This is a genomic window from Paraburkholderia sp. SEWSISQ10-3 4 (genome assembly GCF_030464785.1).
Taxonomy (GTDB): Bacteria; Pseudomonadota; Gammaproteobacteria; order Burkholderiales; family Burkholderiaceae; genus Paraburkholderia; species Paraburkholderia aspalathi.
In genome coordinates, this window is the sequence record NZ_JALPRI010000003.1 from 415,552 (window position 1) to 440,454 (window position 24,903).

General features: G+C 60.8%; 24 protein-coding genes and 1 pseudogene. 9 read left to right on the forward strand and 16 right to left on the reverse strand.

The window, feature by feature from the left end; genetic code table 11:
• Positions 1–24 precede the first annotated feature (24 nt).
• Entirely contained in the window at positions 25–1,344 is a 1,320-nt protein-coding gene (locus tag M0D68_RS10410; RefSeq protein ID WP_054038300.1) for an MFS transporter, read from the reverse strand.
• Positions 1,345–1,467: 123 nt separating this feature from the next.
• On the opposite strand from M0D68_RS10410, the gene M0D68_RS10415 reads away from it, so the two are divergent.
• Entirely contained in the window at positions 1,468–2,349 is an 882-nt protein-coding gene (locus tag M0D68_RS10415; RefSeq protein ID WP_200619847.1) for a LysR family transcriptional regulator, read from the forward strand.
• Positions 2,350–2,407: 58 nt separating this feature from the next.
• Here M0D68_RS10415 and M0D68_RS10420 read toward each other — a convergent pair whose 3' ends face one another.
• Positions 2,408–3,709: an aspartate aminotransferase family protein gene (locus M0D68_RS10420; protein ID WP_211702633.1), complete on the reverse strand. Its 1,302-nt coding sequence runs from the start codon at positions 3,707–3,709 to the stop codon at positions 2,408–2,410.
• Between the two features lie 78 nt (positions 3,710–3,787).
• On the opposite strand from M0D68_RS10420, the gene M0D68_RS10425 reads away from it, so the two are divergent.
• Together M0D68_RS10425 and M0D68_RS10430 are read left to right on the forward strand one after the other, a co-directional pair.
• The gene (locus M0D68_RS10425; protein ID WP_266224249.1) at positions 3,788–4,672 is read left to right on the forward strand and encodes a LysR family transcriptional regulator; all 885 of its coding nucleotides are present in this window, start codon (positions 3,788–3,790) and stop codon (positions 4,670–4,672) included.
• Between the two features lie 124 nt (positions 4,673–4,796).
• Positions 4,797–5,270 (forward strand): VOC family protein, encoded by a 474-nt coding sequence (locus M0D68_RS10430; protein WP_200619849.1) that lies wholly within the window; start codon positions 4,797–4,799, stop codon positions 5,268–5,270.
• An 84-nt stretch (positions 5,271–5,354) separates the two neighbouring features.
• On the opposite strand, the gene M0D68_RS10435 is transcribed toward M0D68_RS10430, so the two are convergent.
• The 3 genes from M0D68_RS10435 to M0D68_RS10445 are packed head-to-tail and all read right to left on the reverse strand — an operon-like array spanning position 5,355 to position 9,062.
• A complete protein-coding gene (locus M0D68_RS10435) occupies positions 5,355–6,449 on the reverse strand; it encodes a hypothetical protein (protein ID WP_234486761.1) in 1,095 nt (364 codons plus the stop codon).
• Complete coding sequence (locus M0D68_RS10440; RefSeq protein ID WP_200619850.1) at positions 6,446–8,683, reverse strand: FAD-binding protein; 2,238 nt, start codon at positions 8,681–8,683, stop codon at positions 6,446–6,448. The genes M0D68_RS10435 and M0D68_RS10440 overlap by 4 nt, the downstream gene beginning before the upstream one ends.
• Positions 8,684–8,690: 7 nt before the next feature.
• Positions 8,691–9,062, reverse strand: coding sequence for a DUF805 domain-containing protein (locus M0D68_RS10445; RefSeq protein WP_154560212.1), 372 nt, complete (start codon positions 9,060–9,062; stop codon positions 8,691–8,693).
• Positions 9,063–9,268: 206 nt separating this feature from the next.
• Between M0D68_RS10445 and M0D68_RS10450 the strand changes: the two genes are divergently transcribed.
• From M0D68_RS10450 to M0D68_RS10460, 3 genes are all read left to right on the forward strand, one after another.
• The gene (locus M0D68_RS10450) at positions 9,269–10,255 is read left to right on the forward strand and encodes an alpha/beta fold hydrolase (protein WP_200619851.1); all 987 of its coding nucleotides are present in this window, start codon (positions 9,269–9,271) and stop codon (positions 10,253–10,255) included.
• 90 nt (positions 10,256–10,345) lie between these two features.
• Entirely contained in the window at positions 10,346–11,467 is a 1,122-nt protein-coding gene (locus M0D68_RS10455; RefSeq protein ID WP_200619852.1) for a sensor histidine kinase, read from the forward strand.
• Position 11,468: 1 nt separating this feature from the next.
• Positions 11,469–11,957 (forward strand): SRPBCC family protein, encoded by a 489-nt coding sequence (locus tag M0D68_RS10460; protein WP_093633157.1) that lies wholly within the window; start codon positions 11,469–11,471, stop codon positions 11,955–11,957.
• Between the two features lie 22 nt (positions 11,958–11,979).
• On the opposite strand, the gene M0D68_RS10465 is transcribed toward M0D68_RS10460, so the two are convergent.
• Positions 11,980–12,546: an isochorismatase family cysteine hydrolase gene (locus tag M0D68_RS10465; RefSeq protein ID WP_200619853.1), complete on the reverse strand. Its 567-nt coding sequence runs from the start codon at positions 12,544–12,546 to the stop codon at positions 11,980–11,982.
• Between the two features lie 126 nt (positions 12,547–12,672).
• Positions 12,673–14,004 (reverse strand): annotated as a pseudogene (locus M0D68_RS10470) (PLP-dependent aminotransferase family protein).
• A 90-nt stretch (positions 14,005–14,094) separates the two neighbouring features.
• On the opposite strand from M0D68_RS10470, the gene M0D68_RS10475 reads away from it, so the two are divergent.
• Positions 14,095–14,691, forward strand: coding sequence for a DJ-1/PfpI family protein (locus M0D68_RS10475; protein WP_200619855.1), 597 nt, complete (start codon positions 14,095–14,097; stop codon positions 14,689–14,691).
• Between the two features lie 56 nt (positions 14,692–14,747).
• Here the strand turns inward: M0D68_RS10475 and M0D68_RS10480 are convergent, their stop codons facing one another.
• The 5 genes from M0D68_RS10480 to M0D68_RS10500 all read right to left on the reverse strand — a co-directional run bounded on the left by M0D68_RS10480 (position 14,748) and on the right by M0D68_RS10500 (position 19,706).
• Positions 14,748–15,479: a hypothetical protein gene (locus tag M0D68_RS10480; RefSeq protein ID WP_200619856.1), complete on the reverse strand. Its 732-nt coding sequence runs from the start codon at positions 15,477–15,479 to the stop codon at positions 14,748–14,750.
• Between the two features lie 194 nt (positions 15,480–15,673).
• The gene (locus M0D68_RS10485) at positions 15,674–15,994 is read right to left on the reverse strand and encodes a DUF4148 domain-containing protein (RefSeq protein WP_093633152.1); all 321 of its coding nucleotides are present in this window, start codon (positions 15,992–15,994) and stop codon (positions 15,674–15,676) included.
• 186 nt (positions 15,995–16,180) lie between these two features.
• Positions 16,181–17,173, reverse strand: a complete 993-nt coding sequence (locus tag M0D68_RS10490; RefSeq protein WP_200619857.1) for an asparaginase — start codon at positions 17,171–17,173, stop codon at positions 16,181–16,183.
• A gap of 34 nt (positions 17,174–17,207) precedes the next feature.
• Positions 17,208–18,458 carry a D-amino acid dehydrogenase gene (locus M0D68_RS10495; protein ID WP_200619858.1) on the reverse strand — a complete coding sequence of 417 codons (1,251 nt, stop codon included), beginning with the start codon at positions 18,456–18,458 and terminating at the stop codon, positions 17,208–17,210.
• Between the two features lie 168 nt (positions 18,459–18,626).
• Positions 18,627–19,706, reverse strand: coding sequence for a GlxA family transcriptional regulator (locus tag M0D68_RS10500; protein WP_200619859.1), 1,080 nt, complete (start codon positions 19,704–19,706; stop codon positions 18,627–18,629).
• A 319-nt stretch (positions 19,707–20,025) separates the two neighbouring features.
• Here M0D68_RS10500 and M0D68_RS10505 point away from each other — a divergent pair, with 319 nt between their 5' ends.
• Complete coding sequence (locus M0D68_RS10505; protein ID WP_200619898.1) at positions 20,026–21,150, forward strand: branched-chain amino acid ABC transporter substrate-binding protein; 1,125 nt, start codon at positions 20,026–20,028, stop codon at positions 21,148–21,150.
• A gap of 87 nt (positions 21,151–21,237) precedes the next feature.
• Here the strand turns inward: M0D68_RS10505 and M0D68_RS10510 are convergent, their stop codons facing one another.
• Positions 21,238–22,269 carry an NAD(P)H-quinone oxidoreductase gene (locus M0D68_RS10510; RefSeq protein ID WP_200619860.1) on the reverse strand — a complete coding sequence of 344 codons (1,032 nt, stop codon included), beginning with the start codon at positions 22,267–22,269 and terminating at the stop codon, positions 21,238–21,240.
• A gap of 151 nt (positions 22,270–22,420) precedes the next feature.
• Here M0D68_RS10510 and M0D68_RS10515 point away from each other — a divergent pair, with 151 nt between their 5' ends.
• Positions 22,421–23,305, forward strand: a complete 885-nt coding sequence (locus tag M0D68_RS10515; protein WP_200619861.1) for a LysR family transcriptional regulator — start codon at positions 22,421–22,423, stop codon at positions 23,303–23,305.
• A gap of 14 nt (positions 23,306–23,319) precedes the next feature.
• Here M0D68_RS10515 and M0D68_RS10520 read toward each other — a convergent pair whose 3' ends face one another.
• The 3 genes from M0D68_RS10520 to M0D68_RS10530 form a co-directional block, all read right to left on the reverse strand.
• Positions 23,320–23,781: a MarR family winged helix-turn-helix transcriptional regulator gene (locus tag M0D68_RS10520; RefSeq protein ID WP_093633146.1), complete on the reverse strand. Its 462-nt coding sequence runs from the start codon at positions 23,779–23,781 to the stop codon at positions 23,320–23,322.
• Positions 23,782–24,026: 245 nt separating this feature from the next.
• Positions 24,027–24,299: a hypothetical protein gene (locus M0D68_RS10525; protein WP_200619862.1), complete on the reverse strand. Its 273-nt coding sequence runs from the start codon at positions 24,297–24,299 to the stop codon at positions 24,027–24,029.
• Positions 24,300–24,369: 70 nt separating this feature from the next.
• Positions 24,370–24,816 carry an Ohr family peroxiredoxin gene (locus tag M0D68_RS10530; RefSeq protein WP_200619863.1) on the reverse strand — a complete coding sequence of 149 codons (447 nt, stop codon included), beginning with the start codon at positions 24,814–24,816 and terminating at the stop codon, positions 24,370–24,372.
• Between the last annotated feature and the right edge of the window lie 87 nt (positions 24,817–24,903).

The following is a 24,903-nucleotide window of genomic DNA, read 5'->3' on the forward strand; positions in this document are numbered from 1 at the left end:
AGGGCATGCGACTGGGCGATGCAATTACTCGAGCTGGGCCTGGGCAGTGTCCGGTTCCGGGTTGCCTTTGCCTTTGCTCATAAACAGCACCGGCACGCAGCTGATCAACGCCGCGGCCGCGAGGTAGTACCCGATCACAAGGCGATCGCCGGTGAAACCGATCAGCGTAGTCACCGCGACCGGCGTAAAGCCGCCAAACACCGTCACGCCGATTGCATAAGCAAAACCGACGCCGGTTGCGCGAAATTCCGTCGGGAAGACCTCACCGAGCACGCTCGATGCACAAGCGGCGTAGCAGGCAAGCAGGATCGCGATGGTGACCTGCACCGCTACGAGCGTAGCGAGTCCTGGGTAATGGGAAAGCAGCACGAACAGCGGATAGGCGGCGATTGCAGTGAGCGCGGCACCGATCAGCATGGGTGTACGGGTGCCGATCCGGTCCGACAGATGACCGATGATGGGACACATCGTCATCATTGCCATGCCATAGCTGACCTGTCCGACATAACTGTCAAAGAGGCTTAGATGAACCTCGCGAACAGCGTAGGTCGTGAAGTAATTCGAAACGTAGGTGGCGATGGTCCAGAACACCATGATTGCCACACCGGTTGCCACCTGGCTCCGGTATTCGACCAGTTGCGTCCACAGGGCTCGGCGCGGCAAACGCTGAGATTGTTCGAAGACCGGTGTTTCATCGACAGAGCGCCGGATGTACCAGCCGACCGGACCGATCAACAAGCCGAAGGCGAACGCCAGGCGCCATGCGCCGCCGAAGATCTGCTCCTGGGTAAAGAGGCTCGTTAGCGCCAGTCCGACGAATCCGGCGATCAGCGTGCCGCCGCCTTGAGACATTTGCTGGAAGGAGCCGAACAGCCCCTTACGCGACGGTGGCGCGTTCTCGACCAGCATCGCTACCGTGCCGCCGATCTCGCCGCCGGCCGAAAAGCCCTGGATCAATCTGCCAAGCACGATGACAAGCGGCGCGGCAATGCCGATGCTCGCGAACGACGGGCACACGGCTGGCACAACGGTACCGGCAGCCATGAGCAGCAGCGTGAGGCTCAAAGCCTTCTTGCGACCCGCGCGGTCCGCGTATCGGCCTAGTACGAGCGCGCCCACTGGCCGCACGAGGAAGCCCACCGCGAAGGTGATGAACGTCAGGATCAGCGCGGCGAAGTCGGAACTGGCGGGGAAAAACGTCCTGGATATGGGCACCGCGAAAATGCCATAGGCAATGAAATCGTAAATCTCAAGAACATTACCCACCGATGCCGCTGCAACCGCGCGTCGGCTGGGCACCGCCACCCTGTCTGGTCGATGACCGACCGCTTTCACACTCGCCATTTTGTCTGCTCACGTGTAGTTATGCGTGTCAGTACACTAAGCGCGAGGCGTGCCGCGGCACGCATACTCTTCAAAAATGGCAGCTATACTTTTGAAGCATAGGCATGCCCAACCCGATAAGACATGGAACTCCGACACCTTCGATATTTTCTTGCCGTAGCGGATTGCGGCAGCGTAGCGGAGGCCGCGCGACGACTCCATATTGTTCAGCCGGCATTGAGTCGGCAGATCCGCGATCTCGAAGAGGAACTGGGCAGCGACCTGTTTCATCGCAACGCCAAGGGCGTGCAACTGACCACTCCGGGCGCGCAGTTTGCCATCGACGCGAGACGTGTACTGAACGATGTGGAAGCGGCGCGCGACTTATTCGTGCGCATTGCGAGAGGCCAATCGGGTGCGTTGAGAATCGGACTTGCGCCGAACTACAGTTGGCATCCCGCGACGCTGAAGCCGGTTCGTGACTTCAAGATCACTCATCCCGATGTCACGATCATGCTCGAACCGGCGCTGGCAGCGAAGCAGTTGGCGCGGATTTCGGATGGCAGCCTCGACGGCGGATTTCTCGCGTGGCGCGACCCGCGCGATCCGACTTTCTCCGCGTGTCATCTGTTCGACTGCCGTCTCAAGCTCGCGATGCCGCGCCCTGGCGACGGGTCTGCGCCCGCCATACCGGAACGGTTAGCCGACCTCAAGGACGAGCCATGCATGTGGTTCGCAAGGGAAGTGGCGCCGGCGTACTACGATTTTCTGATTCATCAATGCCAGCTTGCCGGGTTTTCGCCGCATATCGTGCCTATCGGTGGCGACGTATCGACGATACTCGGCCTGGTGGCAGCGGGCATGGGGTACGCGATCGTTCCTGAGGCGTCCATATATAGTTGCCCGAATCAGGTTGTTCTGATGGATCATGCGGACCTAACCCTATCTTATCCAGTCGAGTTTGTCTGGCGAACCGACACGGTCAATCCTGTGCTGGAAGAGTTCATCAAGGTTGTGGCAGGGTGACTTGAAAGTGTGAGCATTACATGTCGTTTCCGGCCGTTTGTTATGAACACCGAAGCGATTACAGCGAGCGCTCGATCGCCTGCCCAAGCAGATCCAAACCCAGGTCGATCTCACTCTCTAACACGGTCAACGGAGGCGCGATTCGGAAGACGCCACCCATACCTGGCAATTGCACGATGTTCATGCTGAGGCCCAGGTTCATACACTCGCGGGTGATCTTCGCGCCGAGCCCATCCGCCGGCTCCTTCGTGCGGCGGTCCTTGACGATCTCCATCCCCAGAAGCAGCCCGCGTCCGCGAATGTCGCCGATGCACTCGAAGCGTTCCATCAAATCGAGCAGGCCGCGCTTGAGTCGCTCGCCCATCAGATTTGCTCGCGCGACCAGCCCCTGGCGCTCGACCACATCCAGCACCCGCAAACCGACAGCGGCGGGAAGCGGATCGGACACATGGGTCGTATAGAACAGGTAACCCAACTCGTGCGCCCGCTCCTCGATCTGGGCGGAGGTCACAACGGCCGCGAGCGGTAGACCTGCGCCCAGCGTCTTCGACAAGGTGAGAATGTCGGGCGTGACGCCATCGCGCTGACAGGCGAACATCGTGCCCGTGCGCCCGACACCCGTTTGCGCTTCATCGAGGATCAGCAGCATGCCGCGCTCCTCGCATTTGCGCTTCAGTGCGGCCATGTAGCCGACCGGCAGTTCGATGATGCCGCCGGAACTGAGGATCGGTTCCGCGATGAAGGCGGCGAGATTGCCACTGGACTGACGATCGATGAGATCGAAAGCGTAGTCCAGCTCGGCCAGGTAATCGTATTCGCCATTGCGCTCGAAACGTGGCCGGTACGGGAACGGGGCGGGGATCGCATAGGAACCGACGGCTGCCGGACCGACACCCTTGCGACCGGCGCTATAAGTTGCGGATGCCGCGTTCCCCGTCATGCCGTGCCACGACTGCGCGAAACCGACGATTTCATATTTACCGGTGACGAGCTTCGCCATGCGAATGGCAGCCTCGTTCGACTCCGCACCCGTGCTGAGTAACAGCGCCCGGTCGAGCCCGTCAGGCGTGATCTCAGCCAACCGGGTCGCCAGATCGACCACCGGCCGCGACAGCATCCCGCTGAAAAGATGGTCGAGTTTGCCGGCGTATTCGTTGATGACCGATACGATTTCCGGATGGCTGTGCCCAAGCACCGCGCTCATCTGCCCCGAGGTGAAATCCAGAATCGCGCGGCCGTCCGCGTCATAGACGAAGCTGCCCTGGGCGCGCTCGATGATCATCGGCTCGAAGGTGCCGCCGTAGCGGATGAGGTGCTGCCTGGCGTTGCGCCAGAAATTTGCATCGTTGTTCAGGGACACCTTGCTTCTCCTTGGCGGGTGGCGAGAATAACTTGCAGTCTAGATGGCTCTCTGCTTTCATAGAATCGAATAGTTCTTATCGAAGATAGAAGCGGGGCTTATACCTTGAGTCTTTCCCTGGAAATTGATCTGCTGCGTTCGTTCACTGTCATCGCCGAAGTCCGGGCGCTTAGCCGTGCGGCCAACCGGATCGGCCGAACCCAGTCTGCGCTGAGTCAGCAGATGAAGCGCCTCGAAGAAATCGTCGATCAGCCGCTGTTCCAGCGCACGGGGCGAGGGGTGGTGCTGACCAATCCCGGCGAACGCCTGCTGATCCACGCCCAACGCATCCTGCGTCTGCATGACGAGGCGATGGCTGATCTGTCCGGTAAAGGGCTGTCGGGGACGATCCGCTTCGGCTGCCCGGATGACTACGCTGCGGTTTTCCTGCCGCATTTGCTGCGCCAGTTCTCGAGCCAGCACCCGCATGCCCTGGTGGAGGTCATGTGCGCCCCGACCCCGCGATTGCTCGAACAACTGGAGATGCATGCGCTGGACCTTGCCATGATCTCGCTGCCGGACGACGCGGCGAATGACAACATCATTCGCCGCGAACCACTGGTCTGGGTTGGCTATCCGGGACTGGATTCCGCGCACTTCGCCCCCTTGCCGCTGGCGGTTTCCGATCCTGACACGCTCGACCATGTGGCGGCCTGCGAGGCGCTGCAACGCGCGGGCAGGGCTTACCGCATCGCCTATGCGAGCAGTAGTCTTGCCGGTCTGACGGCGCTGGTCCGCTCGGGGCAGGCCGTTGCCGTTATCACACAGACGGCAGTGCCCCCGGATCTCTGCATACTCAATGGGGATCCGGCGCTTCCATCCCTGCCGACCGTTGGCATTACCCTGAAGTTCGAGCGGGAGCGTCCTGCCCATCTGATTACGGTATTCGCGGAGCACATCAGGCTGACGTTGCCGTTGCTGTAATCGCAGCGGGTAAAAAGTGAAATTTTTCTTCCCGGCATGTCGATTTTGATAGTCTTCCTTCGTCGTCTCAATGGCAGCATGCGGCTTACCTCCGCATTCAGCCACCACTGACAGGAGATTTGCCATGACGATTCAAAAGATCACGCCATTTCTTTGGTATTCCGATCAGGCTGAGGAGGCCGCTGCTTTCTATGCGAGTATTTTTCCGGACTCGCGCGTCAACCGGGTTACACCGGTGCCGGCCGCCGGTTCCACGAAGATGGTCGAATTTGTTCTGTTTGGGCAGCCCTTCATTGCCATGACCTCTAGCGGGGGCGATCCGTTCAACCACGCGATATCCCTCATGGTCGACTGTGCCGATCAGGCAGAAGTCGACCGCTACTGGAATGCGTTTCTTGAGGGTGGCGGTTCGCCCGAGGCGTGCGGGTGGCTGAAAGACCGCTTTGGCGTCTCATGGCAGATCGTTCCAGGCGATCTCATCAGGATGATGGCTGACCCCGATCCGGTAAAGGCAGGGCGTGTCGCTCAGGCCATGATGAAAATGGTGAAGTTCGACGCGGCGGCCCTGAAGGCCGCTTATCTTGGGACGGCGGATTAACAGAAGGTCCTTTGCATCGTGTGCGCTATAGAGCGTCGGTCAGGCTTGCCCGCTTCCAGCAGACGCTCCGCACACTCTGCCGATTCAATAGTCGTACACGTGCTCCGTTACCAGGCCATTTTTTTCGGCTGCCGCCAGAAAATCGGATAGATCCCGAACCGGCATCAACAACGCGACGCGTCGGGTATGTGCCGGCATTGCCAGCGGCTGTTCGAACAATATGCGGCCGCTACCGGCGGGCAACGGTGCGTCGTCTTTCGCCCACACCGTGACCAGAATGACTGACGTGTTGCCGGCGATGTCGGTGAGATGAATGCCCTGTTGCGCAAGCGCTGTCGCCGCAAGCCTGAAATCGAAATAGCGCGGCAACGCAAGTAACGTCCGACCGTCCGGCAGACGGGCAAGCACGCTGACGTGAGCCGGCGCCGACCACCCATCGGGCAGACGGTCGACGACCACGTCAGTCGTCATCAGTGCCGGTGTGTAGGTGGCCCGCGTCGCCTTCTCGATCAGTTTTCCGTACACGGCCTTGATCGCGTATTCGGTGGTCAGCGCGTAGCGGCGTTCCCATTTGCGTATGAGATCCGGTCCCCACATCGGGACATCGCTCCAGAGATGGCGAAGGCGGGCGCCGAAATCGAACAGGTACCAGGGCTCCTGACGGATGAAGTCCACGTACTCCTGAGCCGCTTGGGCGCCATAGCGGTCTTCATCGGTCAGCTTTTTCCCGCCGAGCAGCCAGCTCGCACGACCCACCGTATTTTCGTAGAGGGAGCGCAGCGCATACTCCACGGTCGTACTCGATGCGATCACCCAGATCATCACGTGGTAACCGGGATTGAGCGGATAGTTGTCATGCATCTGCTCACGCGTGACGGTCGCATAACTCGACCAGAGTTGGCCGATCTGATCCAGAAACGGAAAATCGTGCGACGGTTCGTGTTGCACGATTCGCGCGTATTCCGCCGGGCTGTGCACGAGATACCACTCCGGAAAAGTCAGCAGCGTCTGCTCAGTGCCGCGGCGATCCGCTGTCGGCACAGGGCTTTGGTATGAGGCTCCTGGTGTCTCAGGCGTCGCGGAGGACGCTGCAGCATGCGCAACCGGCATCGCGAATGTGAGCGCGACGGCGACGGTGACGGTGACGGTAAGAAGCGCCTTGCGCAACGGCCACATCATGCCGCCTCTCCATGGCGCACAAACGCCATCAGGATGTTGTCCGACGGATCGCCTTGTTGGGTCAGGCGCATGCCGGTATGGCGAAAACCTGCCGCTTCGACGCGCGCAATCCAGTCGTCCACGCCGGCGAAATGACGCAACTCCGACCGGTTGGTTTCCCACGTTTCGCCGAGGCCCGCGTTGAAAACCGTATGGGCAAGTGAAACGAATGCATCCATTGTCGGCGTCGTGACATCGTGATCGCGGACCACGAAATAGCCACCGGGGCGGACGATTCTCGCAATCGAGTCGAGAAACGGCGCGAGCTTCGCGGGCGCCATGTGGTGCAAGCCGACAAAGCAACTCACCAGGTCCGCACTAGCGGCAGGCAGCGCGATGGGCGCGTAGTCGTTCAGCGGCTGGAACTCGCCGATCGAGCCGATCTGCCCACGCTCCACAATATCGACCGGGCTCATTCCCGGTCGCACGTCATGAACCAGGGTCACCTTGCCTTTGAGCCGCAGATACTTCTTCATGGCCCGCACGTAGCGCCCTGTCGTGCCAATCTCGACATAGTCCTGCAACGGTGACTCGCCCAGCAGCATGGCGGCTTGACGGCCCATTTCAGCCTTCTGCATCGAGAGGGACGGCAGCGCGTGCGTGAGCATCGCGAGGCGCGGCGTGATCGGTTTGATGCCCGCCTGGATCGCGCGGTAGATACGTTCGTCGCCCGTGTGTTCGGTTGTCGAAGTCTTGATCAATGTATGCAGACGGTCTTCGGGCAGCACATTAAAAATATTCTGCAGGAATGCATAGAAACGATCGGCTTCGCGCTCGTTACGATAGATCGTGGCGAACAGGGTGCCGTTGCTGTTGCTGTCCTCTTGTGCCGCCGTCACTTCAGGTATCGCGTCGAGCGTGCTTCGCTCAGGCGCATAGTAGCGATCCCACAGCGCGCCACGCAGACGGTATTGCGGATCGAGCTCCCGCTTGAGCGCAAACATCTCGCGCGCTCGCGGATACGCACGATGGAACTGTTCGCGCGTTGCGTGCAGCTGGTAAGGCAGATAGTACGTGCCACCCACGGCGAGCACGGCGTCGATCAGTTCGCGCGTCCATACCGCAACGCGCTCTTTGGCATTCTCGCGAGTACGCTGCTTGTAGTAGAGCACGAAGGCAAACGTCTCGCCGCGCGCCCATGCCATGACGGTGCGGTTGTCGGCGAGCGCATGGCGGATCGAAATGTTGACCGCGTTCACCCGATGCCGCGAGAGAATCACCGATAGCGCCTCGGCGAATCGCGTGACGGCGTCTACAGGCACGAAGTACTCCTGCAGCACATATGTGCGCTGGCGTCGCCCGACTGGCTCGAGTTCCGCGACGTCGTAACCGGCTTCGTAATTGCGCCAGTGCACCTTCTTGCCGAAATGCAGCAGCGGGTCGTACAGATACTCGCGACGAAACTTGCCGAGCGGCGTTTCAGTGATTGCCCATAGAAAGTATTTCGCGGCAAGAAAGCCGCGGCTGAGCGGCTGCAATCGAGCTGACGTGGCCGGCTCATCGGTGACGGTCCAGCTGATCGCCCTGCCGCGTGTGTAGCGCGGCGGATAAAGATCGAAATTGTGGAAGATCACATCTTGATGGCTGCGCACGGTGGTATCGAACCATGCCTTGTAGTCGGCAGTGCGCATCTTGCGGTCGCTGCGCTTGACCCGCGTATTGGGCACAAGGTCGAGCTCCGCTTCCGTGATGATGCCTACGCCACCATACCCGCCGATCGCCGCATTGAACAACACGCTGTTCTCGGTGGGGGTGGCGTTGACTGCTTCGCCGTTGGCGAGCACGAGCGTAATCGCCCGTACCGAGAGCACCACCGGCCCCAAGCCCATGTATCGTCCGTGGGCGTTCACCGACAACGCACCGCCCACCGTGAAGTTCGCATAGGTCTGCATGATCTTGACCGACAGACCGTGCGGATCGATAAACCGCTGGATATCGCACCAGCGGATACCGGCTTGCACACGAATCACCGACGTGTGCGGCTCGAACCGGAGTACACGGTTCATCTTGCGCATATCGAGATGCAGAGTGCCCGGACTCGCGGTGTGTCCGCCCATGCTGAAGTGGCCGCCGCCTACCGACACCGGCAGATTGGTCTGGGTGAGCGCCTCGACGACTTCCTGCGTGGAGGTGGGCGTAGCGATTGAAAATACAGGAATCCGGTTCAGCTGAGTGACGTCGTTGACCGTTGCCATATCTGCATCACTCCCCGATGTTGACTTTGAGGTAATCCGCGCGAGTTGCCGGATCGGGGCCAAAGCGGTTCTCGTGATCGACGCCGCGGCGCAGCACGTGGATTAGTACCCAGATCGGCCCGAACACCGGGACGATGGCGGTCAGCAACGACCATCCGCACCGTCCGGTGTCGTGCAGGCGCTGGGTGGAGAGCGCAACCGCGCTCCAGAGAAAAACGATCGCGAAGACGGCCGCACCGATCTCGCCAAACCAGGAACCGGCAAGACTGCCGAAGGCGGCGCATACGAATGCGGCAATGATGATTCGGGTCAGCCATTCGCTGCGGGTAATACGACCGCGGCTCAAAAAGAAAGCGGGGGTGAGGGTGGTTAATAGCATTTTTTATTTTTGCCTATTCCCGGAAGTCAATTGGTGATTCCTGAAGCCATCAAAACGTTTCATTCGGAACGCAAGTTTAAGCGGACTTGATATTATCGGTCGATCTCAATCTTGAGAAAATTGGCTGAGCATAACTGTACATAATCATCGGCCAGAATAAGTGTGCCGCCGAACCCATCAAGCATAAAAAGAATACGTTGAACGCCATGAAACTTTATAAAGTCGCGGTCGCACTGGTTGTTGTGCCGATCATCGCGCTGGTTGCCGTATTAGGCGGCGCGGATCTGATCGCCCATAGCCGCGAGCGGGACATCGCGCGGAGCGCGGCGCCGGCCGGATCGCGCTTCGTGCGTGCCGCGGACGTGGACATGCTGATACAGGAGCGTGGTCCCGCTAGTGGCCCGCCGATCGTTTTCATTTCAGGCGTGGGCGCCTGGAGCTCGACATGGCTTCCGACCATGGATTATCTCGCTCAAGCCGGCTATCACTGCATCGCGGTGGATCTGCCGCCGTTTGGGTACACCAGCCGGCCAGCGGATAACACATACGACACAGGCCACCAGGCCTTGCGTATTCTCGGGATGCTCGACACGCTGAAGCTTTCGCGGGTAATTCTCGTGGGTCATTCGTTCGGAGGACGGGCTACGGTCGAAGCATTGATGGCCGAACCCAAGCGATTTGAAGCGGCGGTATTGGTGGACGTTGCGCTCGCTATCGATCCGCCGCCAGCCGAACGTGGCTTGCTCGGCAGCCTGATTGAGGTACCGGCCGTGGCGCGGCCCGTGATTGCTGCGACGGCGACCAATCCGTGGCTCACCGGGTGGTTTCTGCGGAAATTCACCTCACGTCATGATGCGCTGACGGCTGACCGGATTGCCGTCTATCAGCGACCGCTTTCTGTGGTGGGGACAACGCAGGCGTATGGCTACTGGCTGGATGCATTCGTCAATGATCCAGGGCTCAGTAGAAGCAGTCGCTCGCCGGACTACGCGTCACTGAGCATGCCGGTCGAGGTGATCTGGGGGAGGACCGATGGTGTAACGCCCGTTAGCGAAGGATTGCGCCTGTCGCGACTGTTGCCCGACGCACGCATGAACGTGTTGCCGGGAATTGGGCATATACCTCATGTCGAGGACAATGGCGCGTTCAATCGGGCGCTTGAGGGCTTCCTCGTCCGTCTGCAGGGCGTTTAGGGGCCTGATAGAGTCAAAGCAGCTATTTGTGCGTAATATAAGTTCAGCGGATGCGCCATACTGTCTCTTTCGGCTTCTTTGAGGGCAAACATGCGATTGGCTGACTTCATCCTGCGCGACATGGAAACGATTCTGGTGCAGTGGGAGACGTTCGCCGCCACGCTGTTGCCGGCAGCCGTGGACATGAAATCTCTCGCCCTGCGAGACCACGCGCAACAGATTCTGCAAGCCGTCGCGAAGGATCTGTCGACGGCCCAGACCCGGGAAGCGCAAGCCGAAAAGTCGATGGGGCGGGCCCCCATACTGATCGGGGCGCCAGAGACAGGTGCGCAGACGCACGCCCTTCTGCGGGCGCGAGGCGGGTTCGACATTAACCAGTTGGCTGCTGAGTATCGCGCCTTGCGCGCGAGCGTCCTGCGCCTCTGGATGGACGAATGCCAGCCCGAAGCGCCACATCCGGATGATGTGATCCGGTTCAACGAGGCCATCGATCAGGCGCTTGCCGAATCGGTCGGGTATTTCAGCGCCCAAGTCGATCAGGCTCGCAATCTTTTGCTTGGCATGCTCGGGCACGATATGCGCAGCCCACTTCAGACCATCCTGATGACGGCCCAATATCTGGCGGCACTGAACGCCGGGGAGCAGGTATCCGTAGCGGCGTCCCGTTTGATCAGAAGCGGCGCTCGCATGCAGGCGCTTCTGAACGATATGCTTGATTTCAATCGAACCAGGCTGGGTTTGGGGATCAATATCGCGCCGACTGATGCCGATCTGGAGAACCTGCTTGCCGACGAGCTCGACACGTTGCGGGCAGCGCACCCGGACCGTCAGATCGATCTGGAAGTGGAAGGGGACTGCCGGGGTGTTTGGGACGGCCGCCGTCTGCAGCAGTTGCTCGGCAATCTGGTGTTGAATGCGATCAAATACGGCGCGCCGGACGCGCCCGTGCGAGTGGTCGTGATCGGTGAAGAACGGAACGTACGTTTCGAGGTGAGGAACCAGGGACCTGTCATCGATGAAACGACGCTGCATCGGATCTTCGACCCGCTCCAGCGCGGCCTGCATCACGAAGACTCATATAACGCCGACGGCAACCTGGGGCTGGGACTGTATATCGCGCGCGAGATTGCCAAGGCCCATGGCGGCGAGATCGAGGCACGCTCCGACGAGGCAGAAACCGCGTTCGCGGTGCGCCTGCCGCGTCTTCAATAACTTGCGGACGGCCGAATACCGCTTTTCCACCATTTGGCGCATCGATGCGCCAGTGCAGGAAGTTTGGGCGGCAATCCAGGATTCGGCGCGCTGGCCCGAGTGGTGGAACAACGTTGAGCGCGTGGATCAGCTGGAGGCCGGTTCAGATCAGGGCGTGGGCGTCGTACAACGCTATACGTGGAAAGGCCGGCTGCCCTATCGCCTCGTGTTCGACATGCGAGTAACGCGCGTCGACCCGTTGGTCGCGCTGGAGGGGGAGGCCAGTGGCGACGTCGAAGGCGCCGGGCGGTGGAGCTTTTCAACCGACGGACGCAACCTGACCGTGGTCCGCTATGACTGGCGCGTGCGTACCACCCGCGCATGGATGAACGCATTGGCACCGTTGTTGCGACCGGTTTTCCAATGGAATCACGATGCAGTGATGCGCGAAGGCGGCGCGGCGCTAGCGCGTCGGCTGGACGCGCGGCTGCTTGGCATCGAGCACGGTTGAAGCCGGCGCGGACGTCGAACGTCTAGGCGAGCAGCAGTAACGCATCCGCAAGCGACAGCACCGTGGTGCGCGAATCGAATGCGGTAGAGAACAGGTGTTCATGTACCACCTGATCCGGGTCGTAACAGCAATCCTTGACCGTGTACAGGCGGAAGTCCGCGTCGCTCGCATATGCCACCGACGACAGCACGACACCGGTCGATGCAATGCCGACCATAATCAGCGTATCGACACCTTGTGCGAGAAGTCGTGCCTGCAGACCGGTGCCGAAGAACACGCTGGCGCGATGCGCGATGATGACGGGTTCACTGGCCTGCTGGCCTAACTCTGGCGAAGGCCGGTCGTCGACGAATAAGCCGAGTTGCTTGATTCCCTGCCCATTCTTGTTCAATGGGCTGACCTCCGGATAGCCCGGACTGAAGCGGAGATTGGCGAAACAGACACTGACGCCTTTGGCCCGCGCCGCGTCGCATAGCTTGCGCGTATTGGCGAGCAAGACCGGCGCGACCGATGGAAAGAGCCCGAGAATGTCAGTCTGATAATGCATGACGACAAGCGCGGTTTGCGCCGGCACGATTTCTGGATTCATGATTGACGCCGCCTATTAGCCGTTCTCAATGCTACTGCCTCCATTTACACGTTCTCCTTTATATCGACCATTAAGCCCTTTGACCAGCGACTCCTGTCTGTCGGATTGCGCCGCCGCATCCGTGCATCAGTAGGTCTGGTTGGCAACAACACGAGCCACCGTCTCCAGTGACTGCTTTAACGTGGACAGGCTGACGGAGCCGAGCGCCAACCGGATGGCATGAGGCACATGCGCTGACGTCGCGAACGGATGGGCCGTCGACACGGAGATGTGTTCGCGCATCAAGGCCATTGCGATCGCGTCTGCCCGAACCTCCTGCGGCAGAGGAAGCCAGACGAAGTACGACGCGGGATGGCTGATCCGTTTCAGCCCGCGCAGGACTTCAGCGGCAATGCTTTGGCGCTGTGCGGCATCCCGCCGTTTGTCGGCCTCAAGCCTGGCTACGGTGCCGTCCTCGATCCAGCCGCAGGCGATAGCCGTCATGGTCGCGGGGGTGTTCCAGGTCGTCGCTCGGATGGCCCGTTCGAGCCTGGGAACCCATTCGCGCGGGGCACAGACGAAGCCGACGCGCAGCCCGGTCGCGACACTCTTCGACAAGCTCGATACATAGACTGTCGTCTCCGGAGCAAGCGCTGCCAAAGGCGGCGGGGCGCCTTCCGCCAGGAACGCGTAGGCGGCGTCCTCGATGAGCATCAGTCCATGCTGCCGGGCGATGGTGACCAGCTCGCGACGCCGCGTTGCGCTCATCACCCAGCCGAGCGGGTTATGGAGCGTCGGCATCGCGTATACGGCGCGTACTCGCCGCCGCTTGCACAGTGCCGCCAATGCATCCAGATCTGGGCCGTTCCCGGCGGCAGGAATGGGGGCGAGTTCCAGCCGGTTGACCTCGGCGGCGAGCTTGAATCCCGGGTACGTCAAGGCATCTACGGCCACCACGTCGCCGGGCTCGAGCAGGGCCATGGCGATCGTTGTCAGCCCGTGCTGTGCGCCGCTCACGAGCAATACGGATTCAGCCGGTACCGCCAGTCCCCGGCTGGTCAGGTGGCGCGCCACGGTCGCCCGCTCGTGCTCTCGCCCGCCATGAGGCTGGTATCGAAGCAGCGTCTCCAAGTCGCCTGCGGCGGCGAGCTAGCGCAACGCCGCGCGCAGAAGGTCTCCCTGATCCGGCAACGAGGGATTGTTGAAACTCAGATCCACTGTGTCAGCGCTCCAGGCTTGCAGATCAATACCTTGACCGCGCGGGAGCGCCTCCTTGACGAACGTGCCGCGACCGGTTTCGCCGCTTACCAGGCCCATCGCTTGCAGCTCGGCGTAGACGCGCGTGGCCGTGACCAGCGCCAGTCCTTCTCGAGCCGCGAGATCGCGGTGCGTTGGCAGCCGCGTGCCGGGACGCAGCCGCCCCGCGCGGATATCGGCCGCGAGGCGGTCGACCAGTTGCTTGTAACGGGGCTGAGGCATGCCTGAGCGTATCCATGACAATTATTTGAATGTATTGATTATCGGTTCTACGATGGCGCAATACAACGTCTCCACTCGCACGAGGCCCCCATGCACATCGCTATCCTGACCTTTGAAGGTTTCAACGAACTCGACTCGCTGATCGCGCTCGGCATTCTCAACCGGGTCAAGCGGCCGGGCTGGCGCGTTTCGATCGCCAGTCCGACAGACAAGGTGCGTTCGATGAACGGTGTGGTGATCGAGGCGCAAGCGTCGCTAAAGGACGCATGCGACGCCGACGCAGTGCTGGTTGGGAGTGGGAGGCTGACCCGGGACGTCGTCGCTGATGCCGCGTTGATGTCGCAACTGAAGTTCGATCCGACGCGCCAGTTGCTGGGCGCGCAGTGCTCGGGAACGCTGATACTTGCCAGGCTGGGCCTGCTGGACGACGTTCCGGCCTGCACGGACCTGACCACCAAACCTTGGGTCGAGGAGGCGGGTGTGGCCGTGCTCAATCAGCCGTTCGTGGCGAAGGGAAACGTCGCGACAGCCGGCGGGTGTCTGTCGTCACAGTATCTGGCAGCCTGGTTCATCGCGCGTCTGGAAGGTGTCGAGGCTGCACGTAGCGCGATTCACTATGTGGCGCCAGTGGGGGAGAAGGAAGTCTACGTGACGCGCGCGATGGAGAACATTTCGCCGTTCCTCTAATGCGCAAAGGGTCTCGACTTGGGCGGACCCGAAAGACCGCCCGTCATTTCGTTACCCTAAGCCGTAGTCGACACCAGGCTCCCAACCGTTTGCATATGCGAATGTCCCTTGAGGTTATCCGCGAGCGTCTGCACAAACGACTGCAACGACGTGCCCGAGTTGCTATCGCCGAGTGAGCTCAACAGAGACTGAAAATCCGTCTGTAGCGTCGACGCCGGCGAAGAAGACGAAGAAGAATCGCTGCTTGCATCCGAAGTACTGGACGCGGTACCTGAGCTCGTCGTACTGCTGGACCCGAGCTCCTGGGCGAGCGCATTCAGCGCGCCGCCAATATCCCCATAGGAAGAACTCGCGATCGAACTCGTCGAGCCGCTCGTGCTATCAGACGTGGAGCTATCACCGTTGCCCGTTTGCTGAAGCGATCCTAGTGCCTGAAACAACGCACCGAGAAAGGCCTGCAGCGCGCCGGAAATTGTGCTCGTTGACGACGAATCGCTCGTCGAGGAGGTGGAAGAGGCTGCGGTGGTGGACGAGTTCGAAGAAGCCGTCGTACTCGACGTGCCCGAAGTAGCCGTGGTCGATGACGTGCTGCCCGTGCTGCCAATGCCAAGCGCCGACAACGCCGCCTCGAGTGCCGACAACAGCGGATTCGAGTCCGTCGAACTGGTCGATGAAGACGAGGAGGACGACCCTGTTTCGCAGCCGCCGCCGCCGGCCGAGCGACGAGTGGCGCCGACAGAAAGCAGGCTCGTGCCGGTTTGTGAACCACTTACACTTTGTATGCTCATGATGTTTGACCTCCTTACGAGTTGAGCATTTAGAGTAAGCGATGACAACACTTCCAAATGCCTGGTAAGGGGTGGATTCACCCGCCATCTCGGCTATCGGTAAGGCGCGGAAAGTTTTCGCTCGGAAATAGTCGTCCTTTCAACGTGCTACTTCGTTGACGTCAATTTGAAAATATGCAGGCAAAGCCCATTCCTTACGGCGTGGGCTTTGCCTGCCCGTTCTGGCCTGCGTTCATCATCGCGTCTCTTTCCGCCCGGTGTTTGGCGGCAACCTTCTCTTGCGCAGCCTGTATATCGGCGGGGTACGAACCGTCGTCACCCTGGGATGGGTCGTAACCCGCGGCCTCCAGTTCTTCGAGTTCATGCATAACTTCCGCACGTGTGACTTGATGGGGTGCGGGCTCCGGCATGGCTTGCGCAAAAACGCTCGCTGAACTTGCCATCAGCACGGCTCCTGCCATCACGAAGCTGAGTAATGGCGAGGCAGTACGCCGATTCGACGAATCCGATTTCATGTTGGTACTCCTTGTGCCTTGCGGGCGAAAGAATGCCGGACGTTCACTGAGCCGTGTTGTCCGTGGCAGATGCGTTCCGCTGCGCCAGATGCTCGCGCTTCGTGCGTGCTCACCTTGCAAGACTGCACGCGTGTGCCAGTTATTCCCTCATTCGCCTGAAGGCAGTGGAGAGCAGGAGGATGCGCTTCAGTAGCGCTCGAAGGCGACTTGCAACGCTTGCATGTCGTCCGTTTGGGTGAGTGCGAGCGTCAGAAGGATGCGGGCTTTTGGAGGGATCTGATCTTCGACGGTGAGCCAGCCGTATGCGTCGTCGGGTTGTGCGCCATTGCGTAGCACGATTCCATTGCCGGTGCGCGATGCGCGCACCACATGAACCCCGCGTCGGGCAGCGTCGCGCAGCGGCTCGATGAGGTGCTCTGCGACGTTGCCGTTGCCGGTGCCCACATAGATCAGCCCCCGCGCGTGCGCGGCGATTGCCTCCACCGCGTCGGGGGAGAGCGCGCCGTACGCATAGACGATGTCTACTTTGGGCAATGCCCCAAGCGTATCGATCGACCACGGCGTGTCGAGCGTATGGGCACGCCATGGGCGACGATAGTAGCGCGGCCGGCCTTCGATCACATGGCCAAGCGCGCCGTACGGTGAACGAAACGCCTCGAGCTTGATACTGTTGCTTTTTACGACGTCCCGGGCAGTGTGGATCTCGTCGTTGGCGACGACCAGCGTGCCGATGCCACGCGAGGATGGATGCGCAGCTACTGCAATCGCATCATAGAGATTCAACGCCGCATCGGAACTCATTGCCGACGGCGGTCGCATCGAGCCGACCACGACTACGGGCTTCGCACTCTTGAGCGTGAGATGCAAAAAGTATGCGGTTTCCTCGATCGTATCGGTACCGTGCGTGATCACCACGCCATCAACGTCGTCCTGCGCGAGCAAACTGGAAACGCGCCTGCCGATTGCAAGCAGATGCTCGTTGTTGAAATTCTCGGAGCCGGTTTGCAGCAACTGCTCCGCTCGCAAATTCGCCAGCTCGGATGCATGCGGAATCGTGCGGAGAATCTCATCGATGCCGAGTACTGAGCATAGGTAGGCCGACGTGTTGATGACGGCTTTGCCCTGGCCGGCAATGGTGCCACCTGTACCGATGACGACGATGTTGGCCTTTTCTGTCATGCGAGGTCGATAATGTTTTGAAGGGGAAGCAGCGTCAGTGCGAAAGGGCAAATGCGCTGCGCAGTTCCTGGCCGTTGCTGCCTGCCAGCCACTGCGCCAGCAGCGCCGCCGAACCCGTCGCAAGTGTGAAACCGAGCGCACCATGGCCGACGTTGAGCCACAGATTGCGGTAGCGCGTCGGTCCGACGATCGGCGTGCCGCGTGGCGTCGCGGGGCGTAAGCCGATCCATTCGCTACCCATGGAAGATCTGGCGACGTCGGGGTACATGGCAGCCGCCTCCGCCCGCAGTGTCGCAAGACGTGAGCGATCAGGTTCGAGCGAATAGCCGTCGATATCGGCAATGCCCGCAACGCGTAGCCGCTCGCCGAGCCGGGCATAAACCACCTTGCGGCTAAAGTCGGTGATGCTCACATGGGGCGCGGCCGTCTGTGCTTGCAGGTCGAACGTCAGGCTGTAGCCTTTGAGCGGATAGATCGGCACACGGATGCCGATCGGCTTCAGTAGCCGTGCCGCAGCCGAGCCTAATGCGACGACGACATGGTCGGCCGCGAGCGGCGCACCGTTGCTCCAGGCTTCAACGCTACCGCTTGCCGTAAGCCTCAGACAATCGATCGATGTGTTCATCCGGAAGTGCACGCCGCGAGCGCGCAGCAATGCTTCGAGGCTCTTGCAGAAGCGTTCGCAATCAGCCGTGTCTTCGCTCGGCGTATGGATGCCGCCCGCGAGAAATGGACGCAGATGCGCGAGCGTCGGTTCGAGTTCGACGCACGCGTCGGCGCTCAGCGCCTTTTGTTCGCAGCCGAGCGTGCGCTGGAATTCAAGCAGCTTGATCGCGCTCTGCATCTCGCTCGAGTCACGATGCAGCACGAGCTTGCCCGAACGGACGAAGTCGAAGTCGAGCGCCGGTTCGGCGGCGATCAGTTCGTGGATCAGCGTCCGGCTCAGGAACGACAGCGACAGCAGTTTGCGTGTCGTGAATTCGCTTTGTTCACGCGTGCATGCCGACAGAAATTCGAAGCACCAGCGCCACTGTTCGGTGCTCAGCTTTGGGCGGAAACGCACCGGTGAATCCCCGCGCGTGAGCCAACGCGGCAGCTTCGAGACCACACCGGGGCCGGCGAGCGGCGCGACATAGCTATACGACAACTGGCCGCCGTTGCCAGAACTGGTTTCGCTCGCTACGTCCGGATGCCGATCCGCGACGGTTACGTCGTGGCCGGCGCGGCTCAGGTAATACGCACTCGACAAGCCAATGACGCCCGCACCGAGGATCAATATCCGCATACAGCTGCACTCGCTTTTTCGTGTGTTTGCAGGGAGGCCATGTGCCGCGGGTGCGTCGTCAGCCCTTTGACTGGACTGTACGGCGCCACCGATGCGCCGAATTGCATTGATCTGCCGGAAAGTAGAAGAATCGCGACAGGCTTGCGGATAGCAGGGCGGCGGAATGGATCAGGCGGCGGCCGCGCCACGCGATGCGCGCAGCTTGCCAGGCGTCACGCCGTAGGCCTCGCGAAACACACGGATGAAATGCGCGGAGTCCGCAAAGCCGCATTCGTAGGCGATATCGGTGATCTTGCGCGCCGTATTGACCAGCATCCAGCGGGCGTAACGCAGTCGCATCCGCCGGTAAAACTCGTTTGGCGATGAGTTCATCTCGGTCGCAAACGCGCGCTCGAGATTGCGCACACTGGTGCCGATCATCTTCGCAATGACCACGATGTTCAATGGTGCTTCGAGGTTCTCTTCCATCAGCAGCACCGCGTGACGTACGGTTGTATCTTCCACCGACAGGTAGCCGAGCGCCGCGCGCCGTTCGACGAACGAGGAGCCGCCCTGGCGGCTTACCGTCATCTGATGGATTACTTTTGACGCACGGTCCGGTCCGCAGTGCAGGCTGATCAGGCGCGCGGCCATCTCGACCACGGAAATGCCGCCCGCGCAGGTGATGCGCGTGCCGTCGATCAGGTAGTCGGCGTGGGTCACGACGCGCAGCGCCGGGAACATGCGCCGGTAATCGTCGAGGTGAAAGCTGTGCACGCAGGCAACATGGTCTTCCATCAGGCCGGCACGCGCCAGAACGAAGCTGCCCGTGCACATGCCGATGAGCGGAACGCCCGCCTCGGCAGCCTGTTTCAGATAGTCCCAGTAGCGCCGGTCGACTTGATCGAGGTGGGGAAGCAGGCCGCCGATCACGACGAGATAGTCGAATTGCGCGACATCTGGAAACGTGGACTGCGCCTGCACTGGAATGCCGCAGCTCGCTTCGACCGATTCGCCCTGTGCGCCGACGATGGTCCACAGGCAGCGTAGCTGACGGCTCTGGTCGCTGCGGTCCGCTGCGTGACGCAGCGCATCACATAGGCCGCCCAGCGAAAGCATCGGAAAGCGCGGCCACAACAGAATGCCGACGCTCAGTTCCGCGCCTGAACGGCTCGGGCGCGCCTGAAGCGTACGCGGCAGCGCGTCCAGTTGTTCGACCAGTTGGTGAGCTGTCTGGGTTACCTGACTGGAATTGTCGGCAGTGGTCATGCGCGAACTCGAGGGCGGATCGCCCAGATTATACGGCGACGCCTAGCGAATCAGTCCCAGGCGGCCCTGCCGCAATTCTTCTATTTTCCGGCAGATCAATGCAATCCGGGCGCATTGTGGCTACATAAATTCAAACCCGCTAACGAACGACGCCGCACTGTGGGGTGCGAACGATCCGGCGAAGGCAGGCACACCGTCCGCATTGCTGGCACAAACGGCCGCGTGCTTCCGATCGGCGGGCGGCCGTTAGCGTCCGTTCCGACCATTACAACTTCTTTTCGGGTGAAGCATGAGCACAAGCACAGTCTTGGGTCGCGGTATGGCGACCGTCTGCATTCTGGGAGTATCGGCGGCCGCTGCAGTGGGCGTCGCCCGTGCCGACGAGATGGTGAAGATCGGCGAGGCCGCACCCGTGACGGGGCCGGCCTCGTATCTTGGCAAGGACACCGAGAACGGCGCGCGGCTCGCGATCGAGGAGATCAACCAGACGGGCCTCGTGATCGGTGGAAAGAAGGTGACGCTGGTGTTCGATGCGCAGGACGATGCGGGCGACCCGCGTCAGGCCACCCAGGTCGCACAGAAGCTGGTGGACGACAAGGTCGTTGCGGTGGTCGGCCACATGCAGTCCGGCTCGACGATTCCGGCCTCGAAGATCTACAGCGATGCAGGTATCGCGCAGGTGTCACCGTCCGCGACGAATCCCGCCTATACGCAGCAGGGCTTCAAGACGGCGTATCGCGTGGTCGCGACCGATGCCCAGCAAGGGCCGACGCTCGCCGACTATGCAGCGAAAACGCTGAAGGTCAAAACGGTCGCCATCGTCGATGACTCGACCGCATACGGCCAGGGTCTTGCCGTCGAATTCGAAAAGCAGGCGAAAGCCAACGGCATTACGGTGCTGTCACACGACGCAAGCACTGACAAGGCCGTCGATTTCCGCGCGATCCTCACCAAGATCAAGGGCGAAAAGCCGGATGTGATCATGTATGGCGGCCTCGATGGCACGGGCGGTCCGTTCGCGAAGCAGGCGAAGCAGTTGGGCATGACGATGAAAGTGCTGGCCGGCGACGGCTTGTGCGCCGACGATCTCGCGAAACTCGCGGGCGATGCGGCCGACAACGTAATTTGCTCGATCGCCGGCGCGCCGCTGTTGAAGATGAGCGGTGGGCCGGCGTTCGTCGAGCGCTACAAGAAGCGCTTCGGTTACGCGCCGGTTCTGAACTCGCCGTTTGCGTACGACGCGGTGGGTGTCATCATTGATGCGATGAAGCGCGCGCAATCAACCGAGCCGGCAAAAATCCTTGCTGCCATGCCGGCGACCGATCATCAGGGCGTGCTCGGAGAAACACAGTTCGATGCGAAGGGCGATCTGAAGCACGGCGTAATTTCGCTCTACAAATACGTCGGAGGCAAGCAGGCGCTGCTCGGCGTTGTAGAGCAGTAAGCGGATTTGCGGGTTGTGCTTTGCCGAGCGCTTAAAGTCACCTGTCAGTGCGTGGAAGCGCCCGGCATTTACTGCACCACGCAATCTTCAGCCAATAAGATCGGCACCTGTCGTCAAGACAATCTTTCCAAAGTGGGTGCCGGAGTCGATCAGCTCGTGAGCGCCGCGAGCGTCGGCCAGTGCGAAGGTCTTGTAGACAACCGGTTTGATCTTGCCACTCTCGAAGTGCGGCCAGACATGCTGCTCGAGTTCATTGACGATAGCCGCCTTGTCCGCGGAGGTGCGCGATCGCAATGTCGAGCCCATATGCGTCAGACGTTTCGTCAGCATCGGCACGAGGTTAAGATCCTTCGCCGGTCCCTTGATCACGCCCACCTGGAGGATCCGTCCGTCCATGGCTGCGGCCTCATAGTTTCTCGCCACGTAGTCGCCGGCAATGATGTCGAGGATCACGTCGACCCCTCTTTCATCGGTAAACCGCTTTGTTTCGGCGACGAAATCTTCCTCGCGGTATTCGATCGCGAGGTCTGCGCCGAGCGCCAGACTGGCCTCCCGATGTGCCTGCGAGCCCACGGTCGTGATGATTTTCGCCGCACCGAATGCCTTCGCCAGCATGGTCGCCGTGGTACCGATGCCTGACGCGCCGCCGTGGATCAACACCGATTCGCCGGCAACCAGCTTGCCGCGCTGGAACAGGTTCAGCCATACCGTCATGAACGTTTCGGGCATGGCGCCCGCTTCCACCAACGTCAGGCCTTTGGGGATATGCATCGTGTTGCAGGCGTGCGCGACGGCATATTCCGCGTAGCCGCCGCCGGAGATCAATGCGCACACCAGGTCGCCGATCTGGAATTGGGACACGTCGGTGCCGACGGCGACCACTTGACCTGCCACTTCCAGCCCCGGAATGTCCGACGCGCCGGGGGGCGGATCATACAGCCCTTTGCGCTGGAAAACGTCTGGGCCATTCACGGCAGCAGCGTGGATGCGAATCAGAACCTGATCGGCGTCCGGCACCGGCACCGGGCGCGTGGTCGGCACCAGGACCTCAGGACCGCCGGGCTGTTTGATTTCAATCGCCGTCATGGTCGACGGCACACGATAAGTTGAAGCAGACATGGATACCACTCCTTCGATTGATGAGGCTCGATTGATCCGGTCGGATCACTTGGCGAGGAACTCTTGCGTTCAGTATAGGCATCGACATTGATGAATAAACGCAGCATTATTCATGTAGTGAGATGCAAATTTGCATCAGGAGGGTGGCACGATGAACTGGGACGACGCGCGAGTGTTTCTCGCGGTGGAGCGCGAAAAAACGCTCCGTGGAGCGGCGAGAACGCTCAATCTCGATCAGGCGACGGTCGGCAGGCGGATTGCGGCGCTGGAGCACGCCCTGCGGGCAACGCTCTTCCTGCGCACCTCTGAGGGTTACGCGTTGACTGCGGCAGGGGAGGCCGCGCTGAGATCGGCGGAGAAAATGGAACACTCCGTGCACGAATTCGTCAGACGAACTCAGGGCACGGATACACGGCTTGCGGGGGACGTAAGAGTCACCAGCACGGACTCGATCGCGCTCGATTTTCTGCTGCCCGCCATCGAACGCCTGCATGCTGCGCATCCCGAAGTGCGGGTCCTGCTGGACACGTCGACACGCATGCTGAATCTGGCAAGGCGTGAAGCGGATATCGCGGTCCGGTCAGTCAGGCCCGACAATCCCGATCTTGTCGCGCGACGCCTGGCTCGCTGGCCTATGGCGCTCTTTGCATCGAACGCGTATCTCGAGCAGCACGGCAGGCCCGTTCCAGGCTCCGCATTCGAGGGCCACGATCTTGTCGTCTATCAGGGAAGCTGGACCGGTAATCGATCGCCAACTCTTGCCGGCGAACCGGTACACGCTGGGCGCATCGTATCGACCTTCAATTCCAGTCTTATGCTGCGTACCGCGGTAAAGGCCGGCATTGGTATCGGTGAGCTTCCGATCCATCTGGCTGAACGGGACGGCCTCGTGCAGCTATGGCCGGAACCCACACGTGGGGCGGTCTATGAAACCTGGCTCGTTACGCATCAAGACCTTCGGCATACCGCGCGCATCGCAGCGATGATTGACGGCATCGTCTCCGCGTTCGAAGATCCCACGACCCACACAAACTAGTCACGCACGAGCGCTCATTCGTCGTCCTGGACTGACTTGATCAGATTGTTTCGCAACGTCACGATTGCCTTCTGCATCTTCTCGAACTCGTCGGGCGCGAGGCCCGTTGCTTCGACGAGGTCCATTTTCAGGGCCTTTTCGCGCAAGCGTCGTCCGCTTTTCGTCAGACTGACACGTACCTGACGTTCGTCTTCTGGATCGCGCAGCCTTTCCAGATAACCCATTACCTCAAGCTTCTTCAGGATCGGCGTAAGCGTGTTGGATTCGAGAAACAGTTTCTCGCCCAGTCCGCCGACGGTCTGATGGTCTGTCTCCCACAGCGCAATGATCGTGATGTATTGCGTGTAAGTGAGCCCGAGTTCCTCGAGTATCGGCTTGTACGCCTTGCCGAACGCCAGGTTCGCGGAGTAGATCGCAAAGCACAGATAGTCGGAGAGCATTCGATTTGCGGGTTCAGGTTGATCGATGGATTTCATCTGTATCCTCTTTGGCTGGAGCCTGATGTTTCACAAGACGTACGAAGCGATATGTATCGTATGCGATTATATCGCAATGTGGTGAAAGTCGGACTGCTGCCTTATAGCGTGCAACTGGTGGTCAATTTCACCGGCCCGCTATTTCGCATCGTAGAGGTCTTGCGGCGGCGCCCTCCTTGGCGCTGTGGTCGCCGCGCATGAGCAACGGAAATGCGCGACGGCCCTGCGGCGAGAGGGCACGCGATCTAGCGATGCGCGTACAGGCTATCGCGCGGCGTCACGGCGACATGGCTGCCCGCCTGGGAGAGTCCGGCGACTACGCCGCCATATGCCTCTTGCGATGCAGTTACGTCGTCACGTTCGGCGGCGACGGTTCGCGCGGTCTGACCGCTTTGCGACGCCGGTGCGCCAACCGAGGGCTTGTAGAACGGGGCTGGTCCATAGCCGCTGGCGAACGCGGGTGCAGCGGCGAATGCCGAAACGGCGACGAGCAGTGCAACGATGAGCTTGGTCTTCATGATGGAAATTCCTTAGAAAAATGTTCGGTGAAGGGCGCGTGCTTGAGTGAGATGCATGTGCCTTGATGGATTACGCCGTGACGACATTCAGGCCGATTTCGATGTTGCCGTGCACAGCCTTCGAGTAGGGGCAGATCTGATGGGCCAGGTGCGCGACTGCCTCGACGACTTCCGTTTCCAGGCCGGGTGCGCGGATGGTGAACTCGGCGCCGAGGAACCACGCGGCGCCGGTTTGCCCAATGTTTACCTGGATGTCCACGGAATAGTCGGACGGCAGCGTGACCTTCTTCAGCGAGGCCGCAATCTGGAACGCGCTGGTGTAACAGGCCGACCACGCGCCCGCAAACAACTGCTCGGCTATCGGGTGCGGCTCGGTGGCGATGAACTCGAGGTTTTCGACGCCAGACGCCGACAGCTTGAGGTCGAGGACGCCAAACTCGCCGCGCTGGAGATTGGGGTCGCGATTAACGGTGGCGTGGCTGTTGCCTGAGAGGAGGATTTGGTCGATCTTGGCCATGATGGATTCCTTTGCGAATAAGGGTGTCAAGGTGCTTTAAATCGTATGCGATGTAATCGCATGCGTCGCATGATGCGGGAAAGAGCG